At 40.4% G+C, this 16,495-nt stretch carries 15 protein-coding genes; 1 reads left to right on the plus strand and 14 read right to left on the minus strand.

Annotated features, from left to right (window positions below):
- From Q0625_RS06880 to Q0625_RS06945, 14 genes are all read right to left on the minus strand, one after another.
- Positions 1-458, minus strand: a 458-nt coding sequence (locus Q0625_RS06880) for a hypothetical protein (RefSeq protein ID WP_298824986.1), incomplete at its 3' end; no start/stop codon positions are given.
- Positions 459-697: 239 nt separating this feature from the next.
- Entirely contained in the window at positions 698-1,147 is a 450-nt protein-coding gene (locus Q0625_RS06885) for a hypothetical protein (RefSeq protein WP_298824990.1), read from the minus strand.
- 249 nt (positions 1,148-1,396) lie between these two features.
- Positions 1,397-1,948: a hypothetical protein gene (locus tag Q0625_RS06890; RefSeq protein WP_298824993.1), complete on the minus strand. Its 552-nt coding sequence runs from the start codon at positions 1,946-1,948 to the stop codon at positions 1,397-1,399.
- A gap of 2 nt (positions 1,949-1,950) precedes the next feature.
- A complete protein-coding gene (locus Q0625_RS06895) occupies positions 1,951-2,562 on the minus strand; it encodes a hypothetical protein (RefSeq protein ID WP_298824995.1) in 612 nt (203 codons plus the stop codon).
- Positions 2,563-2,643: 81 nt separating this feature from the next.
- Positions 2,644-3,468 carry a YwqG family protein gene (locus Q0625_RS06900; protein ID WP_298824998.1) on the minus strand — a complete coding sequence of 275 codons (825 nt, stop codon included), beginning with the start codon at positions 3,466-3,468 and terminating at the stop codon, positions 2,644-2,646.
- A 74-nt stretch (positions 3,469-3,542) separates the two neighbouring features.
- Positions 3,543-3,956: a hypothetical protein gene (locus Q0625_RS06905; protein ID WP_095909570.1), complete on the minus strand. Its 414-nt coding sequence runs from the start codon at positions 3,954-3,956 to the stop codon at positions 3,543-3,545.
- Between the two features lie 126 nt (positions 3,957-4,082).
- Positions 4,083-4,931, minus strand: a complete 849-nt coding sequence (locus Q0625_RS06910) for a YwqG family protein (protein ID WP_298825008.1) — start codon at positions 4,929-4,931, stop codon at positions 4,083-4,085.
- Positions 4,932-4,955: 24 nt separating this feature from the next.
- Complete coding sequence (locus Q0625_RS06915) at positions 4,956-7,862, minus strand: glycoside hydrolase family 3 N-terminal domain-containing protein (protein WP_298825011.1); 2,907 nt, start codon at positions 7,860-7,862, stop codon at positions 4,956-4,958.
- A 360-nt stretch (positions 7,863-8,222) separates the two neighbouring features.
- Complete coding sequence (gene trpA / locus Q0625_RS06920) at positions 8,223-8,984, minus strand: tryptophan synthase subunit alpha (RefSeq protein WP_298825013.1); 762 nt, start codon at positions 8,982-8,984, stop codon at positions 8,223-8,225.
- Positions 8,977-10,164 carry a tryptophan synthase subunit beta gene (gene trpB / locus Q0625_RS06925; protein WP_298825015.1) on the minus strand — a complete coding sequence of 396 codons (1,188 nt, stop codon included), beginning with the start codon at positions 10,162-10,164 and terminating at the stop codon, positions 8,977-8,979. Before trpB ends, trpA begins: the two co-directional genes overlap by 8 nt.
- A gap of 9 nt (positions 10,165-10,173) precedes the next feature.
- On the minus strand, positions 10,174-10,797 hold the full coding sequence (locus Q0625_RS06930; protein WP_298825017.1) for a phosphoribosylanthranilate isomerase: 624 nt from the start codon (positions 10,795-10,797) through the stop codon (positions 10,174-10,176).
- On the minus strand, positions 10,797-11,525 hold the full coding sequence (locus Q0625_RS06935) for an indole-3-glycerol phosphate synthase TrpC (protein WP_298825019.1): 729 nt from the start codon (positions 11,523-11,525) through the stop codon (positions 10,797-10,799). The genes Q0625_RS06930 and Q0625_RS06935 overlap by 1 nt, the downstream gene beginning before the upstream one ends.
- Positions 11,526-12,106: 581 nt before the next feature.
- Complete coding sequence (gene trpD / locus Q0625_RS06940) at positions 12,107-13,741, minus strand: anthranilate phosphoribosyltransferase (RefSeq protein WP_298825022.1); 1,635 nt, start codon at positions 13,739-13,741, stop codon at positions 12,107-12,109.
- Positions 13,738-15,015 carry an anthranilate synthase component I family protein gene (locus Q0625_RS06945; protein WP_298825026.1) on the minus strand — a complete coding sequence of 426 codons (1,278 nt, stop codon included), beginning with the start codon at positions 15,013-15,015 and terminating at the stop codon, positions 13,738-13,740. Before Q0625_RS06945 ends, trpD begins: the two co-directional genes overlap by 4 nt.
- A 186-nt stretch (positions 15,016-15,201) precedes the next feature.
- On the opposite strand from Q0625_RS06945, the gene radA reads away from it, so the two are divergent.
- Positions 15,202-16,495 (plus strand): DNA repair protein RadA (gene radA / locus Q0625_RS06950; RefSeq protein WP_298825033.1); only part of this gene is annotated, 1,294 nt, incomplete at its 3' end.

Raw genomic sequence — 16,495 nt, forward strand, 5'->3', positions numbered from 1 at the left:
ATATCCTTATCTTCATCTTGTAGCATTATATCAATTACATTTATAATTGATTGAGAAACTCTAAATTCAAATCCTCTTTCACCTGACTGACAATAGATTAAAATCTCATCTAACGAAACTATTAACTCAAACATTTCTTTTTGATGACAATCTGTTTCATCGAAATAATATGTTTCATCTATCTCATAGAGTTTCTGTCTCCACAAATTAATTTTACTCATATCCATTTGTTCCTTCTCATCAACGAGATTCCACAAATAACTTACGATTTCATTTATCAATGAAACCTCTTCATCAGTCAAGAAAACTTGAATATGATTTTTACACCTTTGAAATAAACTTTCACAAAACCAACTACCCCAAAAAAGTAAATTATTTTCGGGTATTTCTGAGGTTTTTTCTTCTATTTCTTTTGAATACGAACTAAAATTTTCCATTTTATTACTTGAATCTTTCATATTAGTGATATTTATTCTCCGCTAGTGCGAGTGTCTCGCTCGTGCTTTGTCAATTAGGCTTTGTATTTTTACATTGTAGTGCTTGGTAAGTTGTTGAGGGTTTAAGAGTATATTTGAAATATTCCTATAAATCTGTAATAAAGTTACAAACTCTTGGTATGATAGGTTACAAGCTACAAGAAACGTACTAGAGGAGGATATTTAGATAACTTCCTTTGTTATCTTATGAAATTTACAGATTATAACTTAAATGCCTCTATAGGAGTACCTTGTAACAAGTTTTCGAAAGCTTCGAAAGGATCTCTTCCATAAAGAAGAAGCTCAAACCCTTCGGCATAGACACTATTATCTTCACCAATAACCAAGGTGTAATAATCATCATACGCCATTGCAAAAGGAATTAAGTTCTTTAAGTCAAAACTACTCTCTATGTAGGAATAATGTCCTTTGTTATTGCTTGTCAATACTTTTTCTAAGGTAAAATCTATATAATTACCTCTCGCTGAGAAACTTTTATTTAGGAAATACCCTAAAAAGAGTATCAATGAATCATTGATTGACTCATATCCTTTGGATTGGTACATGTTGATTATAAACTCTTTCTTAGCATTAAACTCCGTGGGGCTAATTTTATAATCAATAGCTATATTGTTCTTAAGAAGTAGTTTCTTTAATCGATTTGTTATCATGATTGCTCTTCTTCTATTTCCATTAGTAAATATTCCTGCAAGCTTCCGCTTATTTTTGTACCATTACAGAAGAGTTCAAAGGGATATTCTTGCTCTTTAAAAGTAGCTATTCCATCAACATAGGTTCTTATATTGAATAAAAAGCCTACCTACTTCTAAAGAAAGATAGGAATCTACTTTATTTTTAAAATCGCTTGTCATTACCTATATTTGTTTGGGTTATCTTTTTTATAATTCTGCTACTTATTGTTATGAACATTGCCAAAAACCGGCGATTATCTTTCGTGTGTCATTGTGTTTGTATAAATACAATGCTCCAAAATTAAAAACATCATCAAAAACTCCCTCTATGTATCCTTCTTCATCAATCATTAAAAAGAATGAATAATTATCTTCCAAAAGTTGTTTGTAATAGAACTCATTCTGCTGAATATATCTAGGAACTCCTCCTGCTTTTATAAATAAAAATTTACCTTCTTGTTTTTCCGTATATCCTCCTATGGAAAATATAGCGTTGTTGAAATTCTCTAAACGATATTCTGAATGAACGCCCATTGGAGCGTATTTGTGTTCAATTACTTTTATATCAATATTGGGATAAATACTGTTGTTCACTAACTTTTCAATATCCTTTGTAACTAAAATAGATAACATCTTATCTTCTTTCTCCGGATGAACAAGTGTTGCATAGAAAGCATACCCTTCAGGGATTTCCGTTTCTATATTTATAGGAGGGTTCCCTCCTATACGTCCCTTAATACTTTCGTTATAGGGGATACATTGTGCATATAATGGGGTCATACTTAATCTTCCAACAATTCGTTTAAATCATTTACTAAATCATCTGCCACATCTTCAAGTATTTGTTGGCGATAATACTTATTGTTCTGTATTTTTTCTAAAATACTTACATATTGTACTACATCATAGGAGTTTAAAGTATAGGTTAAGTAATACAGTTCTCTTACTTCCTTTTCTTTCAAATAGTAAAGATCATTGAAAAGTATCGTTGATATATCAGTTACAACTATGTATTGTAGTACTTTTTCTTGATTGAGAATAAAATAAAGATTTTCCGTAATCTTTAAAATCACCAAATCTAATAGTTTATTACAATTGGCATAACTAAATACAAGGTTATCTTCACATAAGTACGAACGTGTATGAGTATAATCATCCACTTCAAAAGTAAAATCTTCTCGTGAAAGCGTGGTAAGTGTTGTAGGTTTTTGTTCTTCCAATAAGAAGGAGGGTAGAGAGGGAAGTATACAACTCCCTACATTGTGTTGCAAAATAATATTCACACCACTAAGGTGATTATTGATGTCAAAGAAAAATACATCGCCTGCTTCTTCTAAGCAAGTGTCGCTTTCTCCCCATTCCAAAAGGAGGGTTCTATTGATGATTTTATTCATAAGATCTAAATTCAAATATTAAACGTAACCTTTTGTGCCAATTCCACACTCACAATTATTTACAAGCATTCACAAAGGAGCTTAACTACAATCCCAATTGTATAGTACATTGTCAAATTGGCAAGCCGCCAAATCTTCAGGGGAGATAAAAAAGTTAGCTACACCACAATCGCCCCATAGGATTTCTTTGTTCTCTACCTCATCTGTATCTATTTGCAAAAGAAGAAATGTATGAGGATCGTTCTCTTCACGAGGATCTACCTGAGTAAAGTATGGATATCCTTCTATCTTATGCCCTGCAGGATCTTTTAGTAATAAGTTATCAATTATCTGGCAAGTTTCCCGAGGTAAATCCCACATTTCCTTTATATCATCTGAAAAAATCTCATTCCACTTTCTTATAAACTTTCTTTCGGCGGCTTTTTCTTCTATTGAAAAGGTTTCAGTACCATTGGTAAAGTGCAAAGCAAACTGTAAATCAGCATCAAAGGGTAAGTAACAGTTTTCAAAAGTATAGTTTTCTATAAAATTCTCTATAGGTAAGGCTGCACCAATAGTAGGATAGTAGATCACACGTTTGTTTTCATTATTACAAAGATTGTTGAGATCTAAGCCATATAGATAATCGTCCGTAGCAGCAATCCAAAACTGTAAGAGTCCTTTTTGAGGGTACAAAGTATTCTCCGGCAACTGCTCACAATTGATTTGCGCTAACATAAACAGCGGTTTGCCATCGACACTAGTAGGTAGAGTGCCGTCCTTAGGGATATAGGGTGTCCCACCAAATTTGCTATCGGTAAGGGCTAAGTTATCAGCTAAGGACAGCGAAATGTGAATCACCTCCCGCTGGGTAGTGGTGTTGAGGTCAGCAACGAATTGTTCGATCTGTGCTTGTGTTGGGGGCATATTTTTATTTTTTGAGGTGAGTTAGAAAAAAGTATAGTGACGTCTCCTATCCTCTCCCCCCTAAAACCTGCTCCCTACAACTGCAATGTAATAGGGTCGTTATTTTCTGATCTGAGGGTAACGGCTTTGCTGGTTTTTAGTGTGTTTTTGGTTACATCATCACCTGAAAGGTTCTGCTTGTCCTGAGTGTAATAGACTACAAAATGATAGATTTCACGTTCATCAAATTTATCTACACTTAGGGTAAAAATAGCTTTACCATTGTCATCAGTAGCTGTCGATTGAGCATGGAAAGTAGGTCTTGAACCATTTTTATTCTCCCAAGCCCACTGGTTGTAGGCGTAGACTACCCAGTTTTTTAGTGCATTGCCATTGGCATCCTTTAAGTAGAGGGTTACATCTACTTTGCCTTCCAATTTCTTAATTTCTTCCTTGCTACAAGCCACGATAGCAAGTACAATCAATAGGGTTACGATTATTTTTTTCATTTGATTACTTGTATTTAGTTGTTAGAGATTAGTTTTGAGAAGACAAAGATAGTAAAAATTTTTTATATTTACACTTTTATCCCCAAATTCAAAGAAATAGATGATTTTATTCATAAAATTATATCTTTAGCCCTGATAATTATCTTCCCAATGAAAAAATATATTGTCAAACTTACAATTATCCAAATCTTCAGAGCTGATAAAGAAGTTAGCTATGCCTCCGAGATTTCCCCAACAAATCTCTTCCCCTTCTATGTTATCAATATCTATTTGCAGGAGCAGGAAAGTATGAGGGTCATTTTCTTCACGAGGATCATACTCAATAAAGTAAGGGTAACCGCCTATTTTGTGTCCAGTAGGTTCTTTCAGGAGATAGGCATTGATTTCCTCACAGATATCATCAGGTACTTCATCAAAAAACTCATCAATGGTAGTTATATGAGTTGAAAAGGATTCATTCCATTTCTGAAAAAAGAGTTGGGTAGCAGCCCTTTCTTCTAAAGAAATACTCTCTGTGTCCTTTTTGAAATGCAAAGCAAATTGCCTTTTAGAATTGAAAGGTAGATTCTTGTCATCGAAAGTATAATCGTTGATAAAATCGTCCATAGGTAGAGCTTCTCCAAAAGTAGGATAATAGATCACCCGCTTAAAATCATTGCTACAAGGAGCTTCATAATCCAACCCATATAGAGGAGCTTCCGTAGCAGCAATCCAAAACTGTAAGAGTCCTTTTTTGGGGTACAAAGTATTCTCCGGCAACTGCTCACAATTGATTTGCGCCAACATAAACAGCGGTTTGCCATCGACACTGGTAGGGAGCGCACCCCCTTGGGGGATATAGGGTGTTCCGCCCAACTTGCTATCGGTAAGGGCTAAGTTATCAGCTAAGGATAGCGAAATACGAATTACCTCCCGCTGAGTCGTAGCATTGAGGTCGGCTACTAATTGTTCGATTTGTGCTTGTGTAGGGGTCATATACTAAAAATTAAAAACTTAGAACTACATCAAAGATTCCTGTACTACTCTTTGGATTTTGGCACGGATATTTTCGGTAATCAACTTTTTGTTGTCGGCGGTAGGGAAAGTACGGTTGGAGAGGAAGACATAGATGGTCTGAGTGGCGGGGTCTGCCCAAGCCAAGGTACCTGTAAAGCCTGTATGACCAAAGCTCTCAGGGGATACACAGCCACAAGTATAACCTCCCTGCCCTGGAAGCTGTGGTTTGTCAAAACCCAAAGCACGGCGATTGCGTTCGGAGATAAAATAGCTCTTATTGAAAGCATCAAAAGCATTGGCAGAGAAGTAGCGTATCCCTCCGTAATAGCCTTTCTGCAGGTAGAGCTGCATCATCTTAGCCACATCATTGGCTGTGCCAAAAAGTCCTGCATGACCTGCTACTCCACCGAGCATAGCAGCCCCTTGATCATTTACATAACCACGGAGAAGCTGTTGGCGGAAGCTCTTATCTTCCTCTGAAGGGGCTATTTGCTCCTTAGGAAAACGGTCTAAAGGGCGATAAGTGAGCTGATAAGCCCCCATACTCTTATAGAAATCTTTTTCTACCAACTCATTCAGCGGTTTACCTTTGGTGTTTTCTATATATTTTTGAAAAAGATAATAGGAAAGATCACTATAAAGGTATTTTTTTTGCTTGATAAGGTCACTTTTTGCAATAGATTGTAGGATAGTATCACGATAATGATCTGTGATAAAGATATTCTCCGCTACTTGAGTAGGATATTTGGGCGTAAGTGTTGCGTTATAGATATCAGAGGAGAGAACTTTGGTCTTTGTGTCCATAGTTCTGCGATAGAAAGGCAACCAAGCCTGTAATTGTCCATAGTGAGAAAGCGCCTCCTTCACAGTAATATTGGCCTTATTAGTACCACTGAGCATAGGCAGCAGTGTAGAGAGGGAGGTATTGAGCTTTATTTTCTGTTTGTCATATAGGTCAATTAGCTCAGGCAGGGTAGAGAGAATCTTGGTCAGTGAAGCCAAGTCATATAAGGTATTATTGGTCACCTGTTCGGCATTCTTATCATAGGTACAGCGGCCAAAACTCTTCTGATAGACCACTACCCCATTGCGTGCTACCAATACTTGAGCCGAAGGAGTCATTTGCTTTTGAATGGCTTCGGTTACTATAGAGTCTATTTTGTAAAAATTTTTTGAGTTCAACCCTGCATTCTCAGGCAAACCATAGGCTAAGCGATTGAGGGGTTTGGTAGGCAAGTTGCGCCCAAAGAGGATACTCTTATGGGCAGTTACAGGCAAGACTCCCTCAAAAGGAATCGCCCCATAGATGAGTTGGGCTGCTTTCTGCTGGGCGAAAGGTGCATTCTGGTAGGCCACCACCACTGCGGCAAAAGAGCTCAGGTCTGGCAAGTCCAAAAGGGCATAAGGCTTGGTAAAGATGGTAAGTATCACCTCCTTTTTCTCCTTGACTATATTTTGGAGAAGTGCCAGCTCTTGAGCATTAAACTTGTATTCTGCCCAAGGGGAAGCATTGGAGTGATGCAAACCAATGATAATACGGTCATAGGATGCCATTTCCTTCTTGAGTGCCTCCCATGAGCCACTCTTAAGCTGTACTACATCCTGATAATAGCGTAAATTCTTGAAGAACTCCCATCCAGAATCGTCACCAAACTTGATGTATGCAGTCTTCTTAACATCCAAATTTTTCAATGGTAGTACATTCTTAGCATTTTGTGCTAAGGTAATGGCTTTTTCATAGATTTTTTCTGCAAGTAGATCGTCCTCCTTGGTATTAAGGTCTTGGGTGAGGTTGGTTAGTGCCACTGGTTTGTACTTATTAAGCCCAGCCCAATACTTGGCTTTAAGTATCTTTTTCACCGAATGTGCCAAGCGGTATTCATTGATAGCTCCTTCCTGATAGGCTTTTTTAAGCTCTTCTATCCCTTTGATAGGATCGGAGGACATCAAAAGGACATCATTCCCAGCCAAGAAAGCCTGCAGATCCACTTGGGAAGACTCGGCATAGTCGGCCACGCCCTTCATACCCAAGGCATCGGAGAAGATCAGTCCCTGAAAGCCCATCTGCTGCTTGATCAGTCCAGAGACCACCTTGTAGGAGATAGAGGTAGGCTTGCCCTCATCCAAGGCAGGTACATTCAGGTGACCTACCATAAGGGAGGCTACTCCTGCACTGATAAGCTGCTGGAAAGGATAGAACTCGGTACTCTCTAGGCGCTCACGGGAGAAGGAGACAGTAGGAAGGGTCTTATGAGAATCCTTTTCCGTATCTCCATGCCCAGGGAAGTGCTTGCCACAAGCTAAGACCCCTACGCTCTGCATCCCCTTGGTGAAAGCTACTCCTTTCTGAGCCACATTGAACTTGCTTTCTCCAAAGGAGCGGTTGCCTATAATAGGGTTTTTTGGATTGGTATTAATATCTATATCAGGGGCAAAATCAATATGTACACCCAAGCGCTTGCAGTGTTGGGCAATATGCTTGCCTGTTTGCTCTACCAAAGCATTATCCTTAAGTGCCCCCAAGGTCATATTCCATGGGAAGGCATAAACAGAATCCAAACGCATAGCCAGTCCCCACTCGGCATCCATAGCCACAAAAAGAGGTGTTTTGGCGATAGATTGGAACTCATTGGTAAGTTTTGCCTGAGCCACAGGGGAACCTTTGGAGAAGATAATTCCCCCAATATGATATTTCTTAATCAAATCCTTGATAGGTTTCTGCTGTTTGGCAGTATGCGAACTAAATACCTGTACCATAAATAGTTGTCCTATTTTTTGATCCAAGTTCATGGAGTTGTACAGGCTATCCACCCAGCGGGTTTGTGCTTGATCGTCTTTGGTACGAAGTGGGTCTATCTGTTGAGAGAAAGCTACCAAAGGAAAGAAAAAGAGTAGGAAAAAAAATCTCATTTTGCTTTTTTTTATAAAGGGCAAAAATAAGGAAAAATAACTCCCTCCCCAAAGCTACTTTTTAACAATGAGATAATTAGATAATTAGCAAATTAGATAATGAGGCAATGTGTCAATTAGACAATTAGACAATTAGATAATTAGATAATTAGATAATGAGGCAATTGGCAAATCGACTAATTGGCAAATTGACAAATCAGCAAATCGACAAATCAGCAAATCGACAAATCAGCAAATTGGCAAATCGACAAATCAGCAAATTGGCAAATCAGCAAATCGACTAATCGACAAATCAGCAAATTGGCAAATCAGCAAATCGACTAATCGGCAAATTAACAATTAACCATTAACAATTGACAATTATTTAAAGAGTTCGTTTATTTGAGTAATCGTCTCTTCGAGGTTGTTGGAGCTAGTAAGCGCCACAATACTAGTACCCACGATAACCCCATCGGCATATTGGCGCATCTGCTCCACATCAGCATGGGTCTTGATGCCAAAGCCTAAAGACACGGGTAAGGAGGTCTGAGATCTCACTTGAGCAATAAATTCCTGAAGGCGTGGCAGATCCACCTGTTTGCTTCCTGTAACCCCCAGAGAACCCACAGCATATACAAAGCCATCACCTAGGGAAGCAATAGGAGCAATACGCCTCTCGGAAGTTACACTCACCAGTGGAATAAAGGCTATATGGCGTGCTCTAAGCTTTTCTACCAGCTCTTGTGCTTCTTCATAGGGGAGGTCAGGAATAATCAGTCCGCTGATACCTACATCCTCACATTTCTGCAAAAAGGCATCTATTCCATAAGCAAAAACAAGGTTGTAATAGACCAAGAATACCAAGGGCTTATGTACCTTGCCCTTTACCGAAGCAAGCATATCAAATACCGTATCGGTAGTCACTCCTGCTTGAGAAGCAGTAAAAGAAGCCTGAGAGATGAGCTTTCCGTCCGCTAAAGGATCGGAGTAAGGAATACCTATCTCCAAGATGTCTATGGCTGTTCTATCCAAATTGGAGAGGAACGATTTAGTAAAATCCACAGAAGGGTAACCTGCCACTATATAGCCTATATTGACTTTTTCTTTTTCACTGAAAACAGTTGCAATGGTATTCTTATTCATATTTTTCTCCTTTTAATACTGAAAAAACGGTGTGCATATCCTTGTCCCCCCTACCTGATACATTTACCACAATAGTTTGCTTTTTGTCCTTAGGAAGGGTTGGACATAATTTATCCAAATAAGCCAACGCATGAGCACTCTCAATAGCAGGAATAATACCTTCCTTACGTGTGGTCAGTAGCAGCGCATTCATAGCCTCCTGATCCGTAATAGGAAGATAGTGCGCTCTTTTGGTTTGGAACAAATAAGCATGTTCTGGACCTATTCCTGGGTAGTCCAAGCCTGCAGAGATAGAATGTACAGGGCTTATCTGTCCGTACTTGTCTTGAAGGACATAGGTCTTCATCCCATGAATAATTCCCTCACGCCCTAAGGTAAGGGTAGCAGCATGTCGCTCCGTATCTATACCCTCGCCTCCTGCCTCCGCTCCATAGAGTTGGGTAGAGGTATCATCCAAGAAACCTGAGAAAATACCTATCGCATTACTCCCACCACCTACACAAGCGATGATGTGATCGGCATGCTTGCCCAAAGCTGTGAGCTGCTCTCGTGCTTCACGACCTATCACCGACTGGAAGTCCCTTACGATAGTCGGATAAGGGTGTGGTCCTACGGCAGAACCTATCACATAGAAGACGGTTTCTATCTCAGCCACCCAAGACTGTATAGCTGCTGTAGTAGCCTCCTTGAGGGTCTTAAGACCATCCTCTATGGCAACCACCTTAGCTCCCAAAAGCTCCATGCGGAATACATTCAGTTGTTGGCGCTGCATATCCACAGCCCCCATATACACCTCACACTCAAGCCCTAAGAGTGCCGCTGCAGTAGCAGTAGCCACGCCATGTTGACCTGCTCCGGTTTCGGCAATCACTTTTTTCTTACCCATACGTTTGGCCAAAAGTACTTGACCTAAGGCATTATTGATCTTATGCGCCCCCGTATGATTGAGATCTTCTCGCTTAAGGAAGATATCATGTCCGTAGTGCGCACTGAGGTTCTTGGCATAATATAAGGGAGTAGGACGCCCTACATAATTCTTGAGCAAATCCTCCAATTCTGCTTGGAACTGAGGGTCATTTTTAGCTTTCTCGTATTCTTTTTCCAACTCTATTAGGGCAAACATGGCTGTTTCAGGCACATATTGTCCTCCGAAGTTTCCAAAGTAGGCTTTATTTGTCATATTATTAGGCTATTTGCTGTGTTTATGTATCTTTTCTATGAGTTTTTCTATTAGGGGACGACTTTTTCGATTGCCTTGCTCCACTTTGCTATTGACATCTATAATTGCAGGCTTATAGAGGAGTGCCTCTTGTACATTTTCCTCGGAGACTCCTCCTGCCAAGATAAAGCTATAAGAAGGAAGCCCCTCCAATAGTTGCCAATCGAAAGCGAAGCCATTGCCTCCTTCTGCGGTTCCCTTGGTGTCTAACAGAGGAAACTCCACATAAGGCAGGTAATCCTCTATCATTGGTAGTTTGTCCCATACAGGGAAGGCCTTCCATACCCTTATTCCTAAGGGTTTTAGCATTTCGCAAAACACCTCTGACTCCGCCCCATGCAGTTGTATTACATCAATTTCTGTAAGATTGACTGTATCTACAATTTGCTCCAAAGGAGCATCCACAAAGACCCCTACGGTCTGCTTGCCTACACTATGGGCTACTTTAGTAATCTCCTTAGCTAATGGCACCGATACACAGCGAGGACTTTTTGGGGCAAAGATACACCCAAAATAATCAATAGGCAAGTCCTTCAAAGCCTGTATCTCTTCCAAACTACGGATACCGCATATCTTCAAAGCTGTTTTTTCCATTAGAATAAAAGTCCTTTCATGAGTGCTTCTCCTATAAGGAGTGCATCCACCCCGAGGGTTTCAGCATAATGTACATCTTTCTTACAGAGGTAACCACTCTCGCTTACCACCAACAGTGAAGAGCGTTGTCCTTCAGGGATTTGGGATAGCAGTCGCTCGGTAGTCTGTAAGGAAACCTCAAAGGTATTGAGGTTACGGTTATTAATTCCCAATAGTTTCAACTGAGGGATACGCAATGCTCTTTGCAGTTCAGCCTCATCATGTACCTCCACTAGCACATCCATTTGTAAGTCGTACGCCAAGGCATGGAGTGCTTGTAACTGCTCATCAGAAAGCATTCTGACTATCAGCAAGATAGCCGAAGCCCCTAAGAACTTGGCTTGTGCTACCTGAAAAGGGGTATAAATAAAGTCCTTTCTTAGTATAGGTATTTGAGGGAAAGCCGTTACTACCTGAGGGATAAAGGCGTTATCTCCTTTGAAATAAGCCTCTTCGGTCAATATAGAGAAAGCCGCCACCCCATGCTCCACATAGTGAGCCGCTTGTTTTAAGAGGTCAAAATCCTCAAGGGCTATCTGTCCCTTGGAGGGAGAAGCCCGCTTGATCTCTCCTATGATACGTATGCCCTCTTGTGCCAGCGCCTTAAAAAAAGAAGGACGCTCCACAGAGGCCAGCTCTCGCTGGAGTTGCAAATCTCTTTGCTGTTTTATTTGTAATAGTATATCCAAAGTAATTGTTAATTATCAATTGTTAATTGTTAATGCAATTCTATCATTAAGATACAAATTCGCTAGCTTTCTAAGATGCAATAAATTGCGCCTTAACGAATTAGATTATATAAATATTTTTAACTATTGATTCACATTAATAGTTAATATTTTTTATTTCTTTAATAAACTTATTTGTCAGAAGAACATATATAATCATAAGCATAGGGAAATATCTATAAGAATTCCAAAATATAGTAATCCATGTCTCCTCAAAAGAATAAGTACTCCAAGCGGCAACTCTATCTACAAAAAGCATATAATTAATATAGTAGAGCGTGGATAATAGAAATAATAAAATCAATCCATACAAATACACGCTCCTGTTCACTACTCTAAACAAAAGAGTGAGTAGTACCGCTAAAACACCCATTTTTATGAGTAAAAATACAAAAATATCTTCTCCTAAGGAACATTCTAAGCAAGAGGAAGACATACCCCCCTTATAATCCTTCATGGATAAGAATAGGAAAATAACATCTGTTACAAAAACAGCTATTAGAAACAGTATGTATTTTAATAGCTTTTGTCTCATACTCCTTTTACCTTTTATCTTTTACCCTTAAATAGTGCTCATACACCTTTCCGCTACGGATAGCCTCCTCTATAAGCGGTTTGGCCTCGGCAGGGTGCTTGACAAAGTCGGCTGCATAGAGAGCAAACATAGCATTGAGTATCACGATATCCGACTTAGGCGATTGTTCTTCTCCCTTGAGCGTTCTCAGGAGTATGGCCGCATTCTCCTCTGGAGTACCTCCCTGTATATCGGCATGGAAAGCCCTTTTAAAGCCAAACATCTCAGGGGCTATAGTATATTCAAGTATCTTTCCGTCCTTGACTTCCACAATCTTAGTCTCATCACAGAGGGTAATCTCGTCCAAGCCGTCATTACCCCTTACAACCAAGGCGTGTTTTCTGCCTAATAGCTGGAGTGTTTCCGCATACAAGCGCTGTACTGGCTCGTGGTAAAGCCCTACCAGCTGATACTTGAGCTTGGTATTGGGGTGCAATAGTGGACCTAACACATTGAATACCGTACGTATACCGAGCCTTTGTCTTACCTCCTTCACCTCTCCTACCAATGGATGAAAAAAAGGCGCATGGAAGAAAGCCAAGTGTTCTTTCTGGAGATGTGTTAGCTGTTCCAAAAGAGATGTTTCCAAAGGAATCCCCAATTGACCTAATACATCGGAACTACCGCTCTGGCTAGTTACCGAACGATTGCCATGCTTGGCTACCTTCACCCCCATAGCAGCCACGATGAAGGCTACTGTAGTGGAAATATTAATCGTTTTAAGACCATCCCCTCCTGTCCCACAGAGATCTATCATAGGACTCTCATCGGCAAAAGTAGTACTATAAGCTAAAATATTTCTTACAAAAGCAGTCAGAGATTCAGGATAAAGACTTTTCTCTGAAATCAAGACCAAAAGAGCCCCTAACTGTACAATATCATACTGTTTGGTATGGATAACTGCACAAATTTCCTTGAAGTCTTCGTTGGCTAAAGGGATATTCTCCTGTAGCTTCTTCAGTGCTGCCTTGAATACCTCATTGGCTCTTGCCCTCTGAAGTGTATGATAAACTTCTGAAGATTCTACCTTCTGAGTATGAGTGATAAAGTTCTTGATGATATGCTTGCCATACTCAGTAAAAAATGATTCAGGGTGAAACTGTATGCTATAGATAGGCTTTTCCTTGTGTTCCAACGCCATAATGATATCATCGTCCGAAAGGGCTGTCACACGAATATTCTCAGGGAGTTGCTCCTTCCCTACATAGAGAGAGTGGTAGCGCATTACCTGAAATTGCTTAGGTAAGCCTCTGAAAAGCAAGGTATTGTCATCAGTCACCGTAAGGGTAGAGGTTTTCCCATGTAGGGGCACTTCCATACGCTTAATTTCTGCCCCATTGACCAGACCGAAAGCCTGATGTCCTAAGCAGATACCCAAGACAGGAATGGTGGTTGTCTTCTGAAGAATCTCCAAACAGATACCACTATCCTTAGGATGCTTTGGCCCTGGAGAAAGCACAATGCGAGAGGGGTGTAGGGCGGTGATCTGCTCCCAAGTAATCGCATCGTTGCGTACGGTTCTGACCTCCTCGTCGGTGAGTTCTTGGAGGTATTGAGCTACATTGAATACAAAAGAATCGTAATTATCTATCAGTAATATCATTTCTCTTTACAATTTTTGGTAAATACATTCAGTACAGAAGCCCGCTTATGGCATATCTCTTCATATTCCTTCTCTGGGGAAGAATCATAGACAATGCCTGCTCCTGCTTGGATAAAGACCTTTGCCTCCCCTTGCTCAACATTGGCTTTTTCAAAGAAGGCACTACGTATAACAATAGCCAATTGTACATTTCCATTGAAGTGCAAAAAGCCGATACCTCCTCCATAGACATTGCGCCTGAAAGATTCTAGTTCTCCAATTAGCTCCATGGCTCGTATTTTAGGGGCACCGCTAAGGGTACCTGCAGGGAAAACAATAGAAATTACCTCAAAAGGAGATACTTCGGCACGCTTGGTGCCATATACATGGGATTCTATATGCATAATATGCTCATAGCGAAGTATATGCATCATGTCCTTAACCACTACGGAGCCTTTTTCAGCAAATTTGCCAATATCATTACGTGCCAAATCCACCAACATACGATGTTCAGCACACTCTTTGGGGTCAGCCAAAAGCTCCTGTTCCAAGCGTAAATCCTCATTGGCATCCTTTCCACGTGGGCGAGAACCCGCAATAGGGGCTATATGAATCTGACTACCTGTAATATCTACTAGAATTTCGGGAGAAGAACCCACCACATCACCATATTGGGTTGGGAAGTGGAACATATAAGGGGAGGGATTGGCCTTACTCAGATAGCGATAGAAATCTAATGAGTCCAGATTACTCTTAACGGACAATTGTTCACTGAGCACCACTTGGAAAACATCCCCTGAACGTATATATTCCTTGGCTTTTTCTACCATTTGGTAGAAATGTGCTCTCTCCTGAGTAAGATCAGTCTGTAACTGATAAAAAGCCTCTTGTGTTGGGGGCAACTCTTGGGCGTTAGCTTCCTCTAAGAAATGGAGATACTGCTGCTCATCACCATAGAAAGAATACACCTTGCTCACTTTGGAATAGTGCAGATAGGCCTTTGCATTGGCAAAAACAAAAGCAGGAAAGTCATATTGCCTTTGGGTTTTCTCAGGAATTTGTTCAAAGAAATGAATCGTCTCATAAGAAAACACCCCAAAAAGTCCCGCAAAAGGAGCTATGGCTTTCTGCTGCTGATGATACTGTTCTAAGGAAGAATAACTATACTCATAGGCGTCTAAGTAGTCACAGTCAATCCCAATAATCACCTGATTGACATCTTCCGCCAGATAAGAGTTTTTGTATCTTTCCCTGATTTGTGTATAATAAAAAAGAGGAGCACCTGTTAAAAACATAATTTCAGTTATTAGTGGCCAGTAGTTAATGATTGATTGAAAGGTGCAAAGATAAAAATAATTTGGTAAAATACCAATTATTTAGCATATATATCTTGATAAATTGGTAAATTGACAAATTAACTAATTGCTAAATCCATAAATTGACAAATTATTCTTATCTTTGCTGTCAAAACAAAAGACAAAATGGCAAAGACAAAAACTGCTTTTTTCTGCCAAAACTGTGGGGCACAATACAGCAAATGGCAAGGACAATGTTATGCTTGTAAGGAGTGGAATACCATTGTGGAAGAGGTAATCCAAAAGGAAGAAAAACACCAATGGAAAAAAAATGAGGACGAAGATGATACCCCCCGCTCAAGAAAAACCAACAAATACGTCCCCTTACATGAAATCACCACTGAAAAAGAAATGCGGTTGGATAGCGGTGACCAAGAACTCAACAATGTACTCGGCGGAGGTATCGTACCTGGTTCAGTCGTACTCATAGGAGGTGAACCTGGGATAGGTAAGAGTACCCTGCTGCTACAAATCGCCATGCGTATGCCCTACAAAACCCTATATGTATCAGGCGAGGAAAGCCAAAAACAGATCAAGATGCGAGGGGAACGTATCACCAATGCTCGCAATAATTGCTATATACTTACCGAAACCAAGACTCAAAACATCTTCCAACAGATAAAAGACCTTGACCCTGAAATCCTTATCATAGACTCCATACAGACACTCCATTCAGACTATATAGAAGCCTCGGCAGGGAGTATCTCTCAGATTCGGGAATGTACAGCGGAGCTCATCAAGTATGCCAAACTCACGGGAGTGCCTGTGATTATCGTGGGACATATCACCAAGGACGGCACCATAGCGGGACCTAAAATATTGGAACACATGGTAGATACTGTCCTACAGTTCGAGGGCGACCGCAACCATGTATTTCGTATCCTCAGAGCCCTAAAAAACCGCTTTGGTTCTACCTCCGAATTGGGCATCTATGAGATGCTTTCCACAGGTCTTAGGGAAGTGAGCAACCCCTCTGAGGTACTCCTCTCCAAGACTGATGAGAATAGCTCTGGCACTGCCATAGTGGCCACCATAGAGGGGATGCGCCCACTCATGATTGAAATACAAGCTCTTGTAAGCAGTGCCGTATATGGTACCCCTCAACGCTCCACCACGGGCTTCAATGCCAAGCGCCTGAATATGCTCCTTGCAGTACTGGAAAAGCGCGCCGGTTTCCGCTTAGGGAGCAAGGATGTGTTCCTAAATATCACAGGAGGTATCTCGGTAGATGATCCTTCCACCGACTTAGGCGTCGCTATGGCGATACTCTCTTCCAATGAAGATGTGGCAATCCCCAAAACCTTTTGCTTTGCTGCCGAAGTAGGCTTAGGAGGAGAAATACGACCCGTACAGCGCGTAGAACAACGTATCTCGGAGGCGGAAAAGCTCGGTTTTGATACCATCTTTATCTCCAAATACT

The sequence above is a fragment of the uncultured Capnocytophaga sp. genome, assembly GCF_938029845.1.
Taxonomy (GTDB): Bacteria; Bacteroidota; Bacteroidia; order Flavobacteriales; family Flavobacteriaceae; genus Capnocytophaga.

Coding starts and splice junctions, on each gene's coding strand:
- Q0625_RS06905 (WP_095909570.1), bottom strand. CDS start 3,956: ATGAAAAAAATAATCGTAACCCTATTGATTGTACTTGCTATCGTGGCT.
- trpA (WP_298825013.1), bottom strand. CDS start 8,984: ATGAATAAGAATACCATTGCAACTGTTTTCAGTGAAAAAGAAAAAGTC.
- Q0625_RS06910 (WP_298825008.1), bottom strand. CDS start 4,931: ATGACCCCTACACAAGCACAAATCGAACAATTAGTAGCCGACCTCAAT.
- Q0625_RS06945 (WP_298825026.1), bottom strand. CDS start 15,015: ATGTTTTTAACAGGTGCTCCTCTTTTTTATTATACACAAATCAGGGAA.
- trpB (WP_298825015.1), bottom strand. CDS start 10,164: ATGACAAATAAAGCCTACTTTGGAAACTTCGGAGGACAATATGTGCCT.
- Q0625_RS06915 (WP_298825011.1), bottom strand. CDS start 7,862: ATGAGATTTTTTTTCCTACTCTTTTTCTTTCCTTTGGTAGCTTTCTCT.
- Q0625_RS06890 (WP_298824993.1), bottom strand. CDS start 1,948: ATGACCCCATTATATGCACAATGTATCCCCTATAACGAAAGTATTAAG.
- Q0625_RS06900 (WP_298824998.1), bottom strand. CDS start 3,468: ATGCCCCCAACACAAGCACAGATCGAACAATTCGTTGCTGACCTCAAC.
- Q0625_RS06885 (WP_298824990.1), bottom strand. CDS start 1,147: ATGATAACAAATCGATTAAAGAAACTACTTCTTAAGAACAATATAGCT.
- Q0625_RS06895 (WP_298824995.1), bottom strand. CDS start 2,562: ATGAATAAAATCATCAATAGAACCCTCCTTTTGGAATGGGGAGAAAGC.
- trpD (WP_298825022.1), bottom strand. CDS start 13,741: ATGATATTACTGATAGATAATTACGATTCTTTTGTATTCAATGTAGCT.
- Q0625_RS06930 (WP_298825017.1), bottom strand. CDS start 10,797: ATGGAAAAAACAGCTTTGAAGATATGCGGTATCCGTAGTTTGGAAGAG.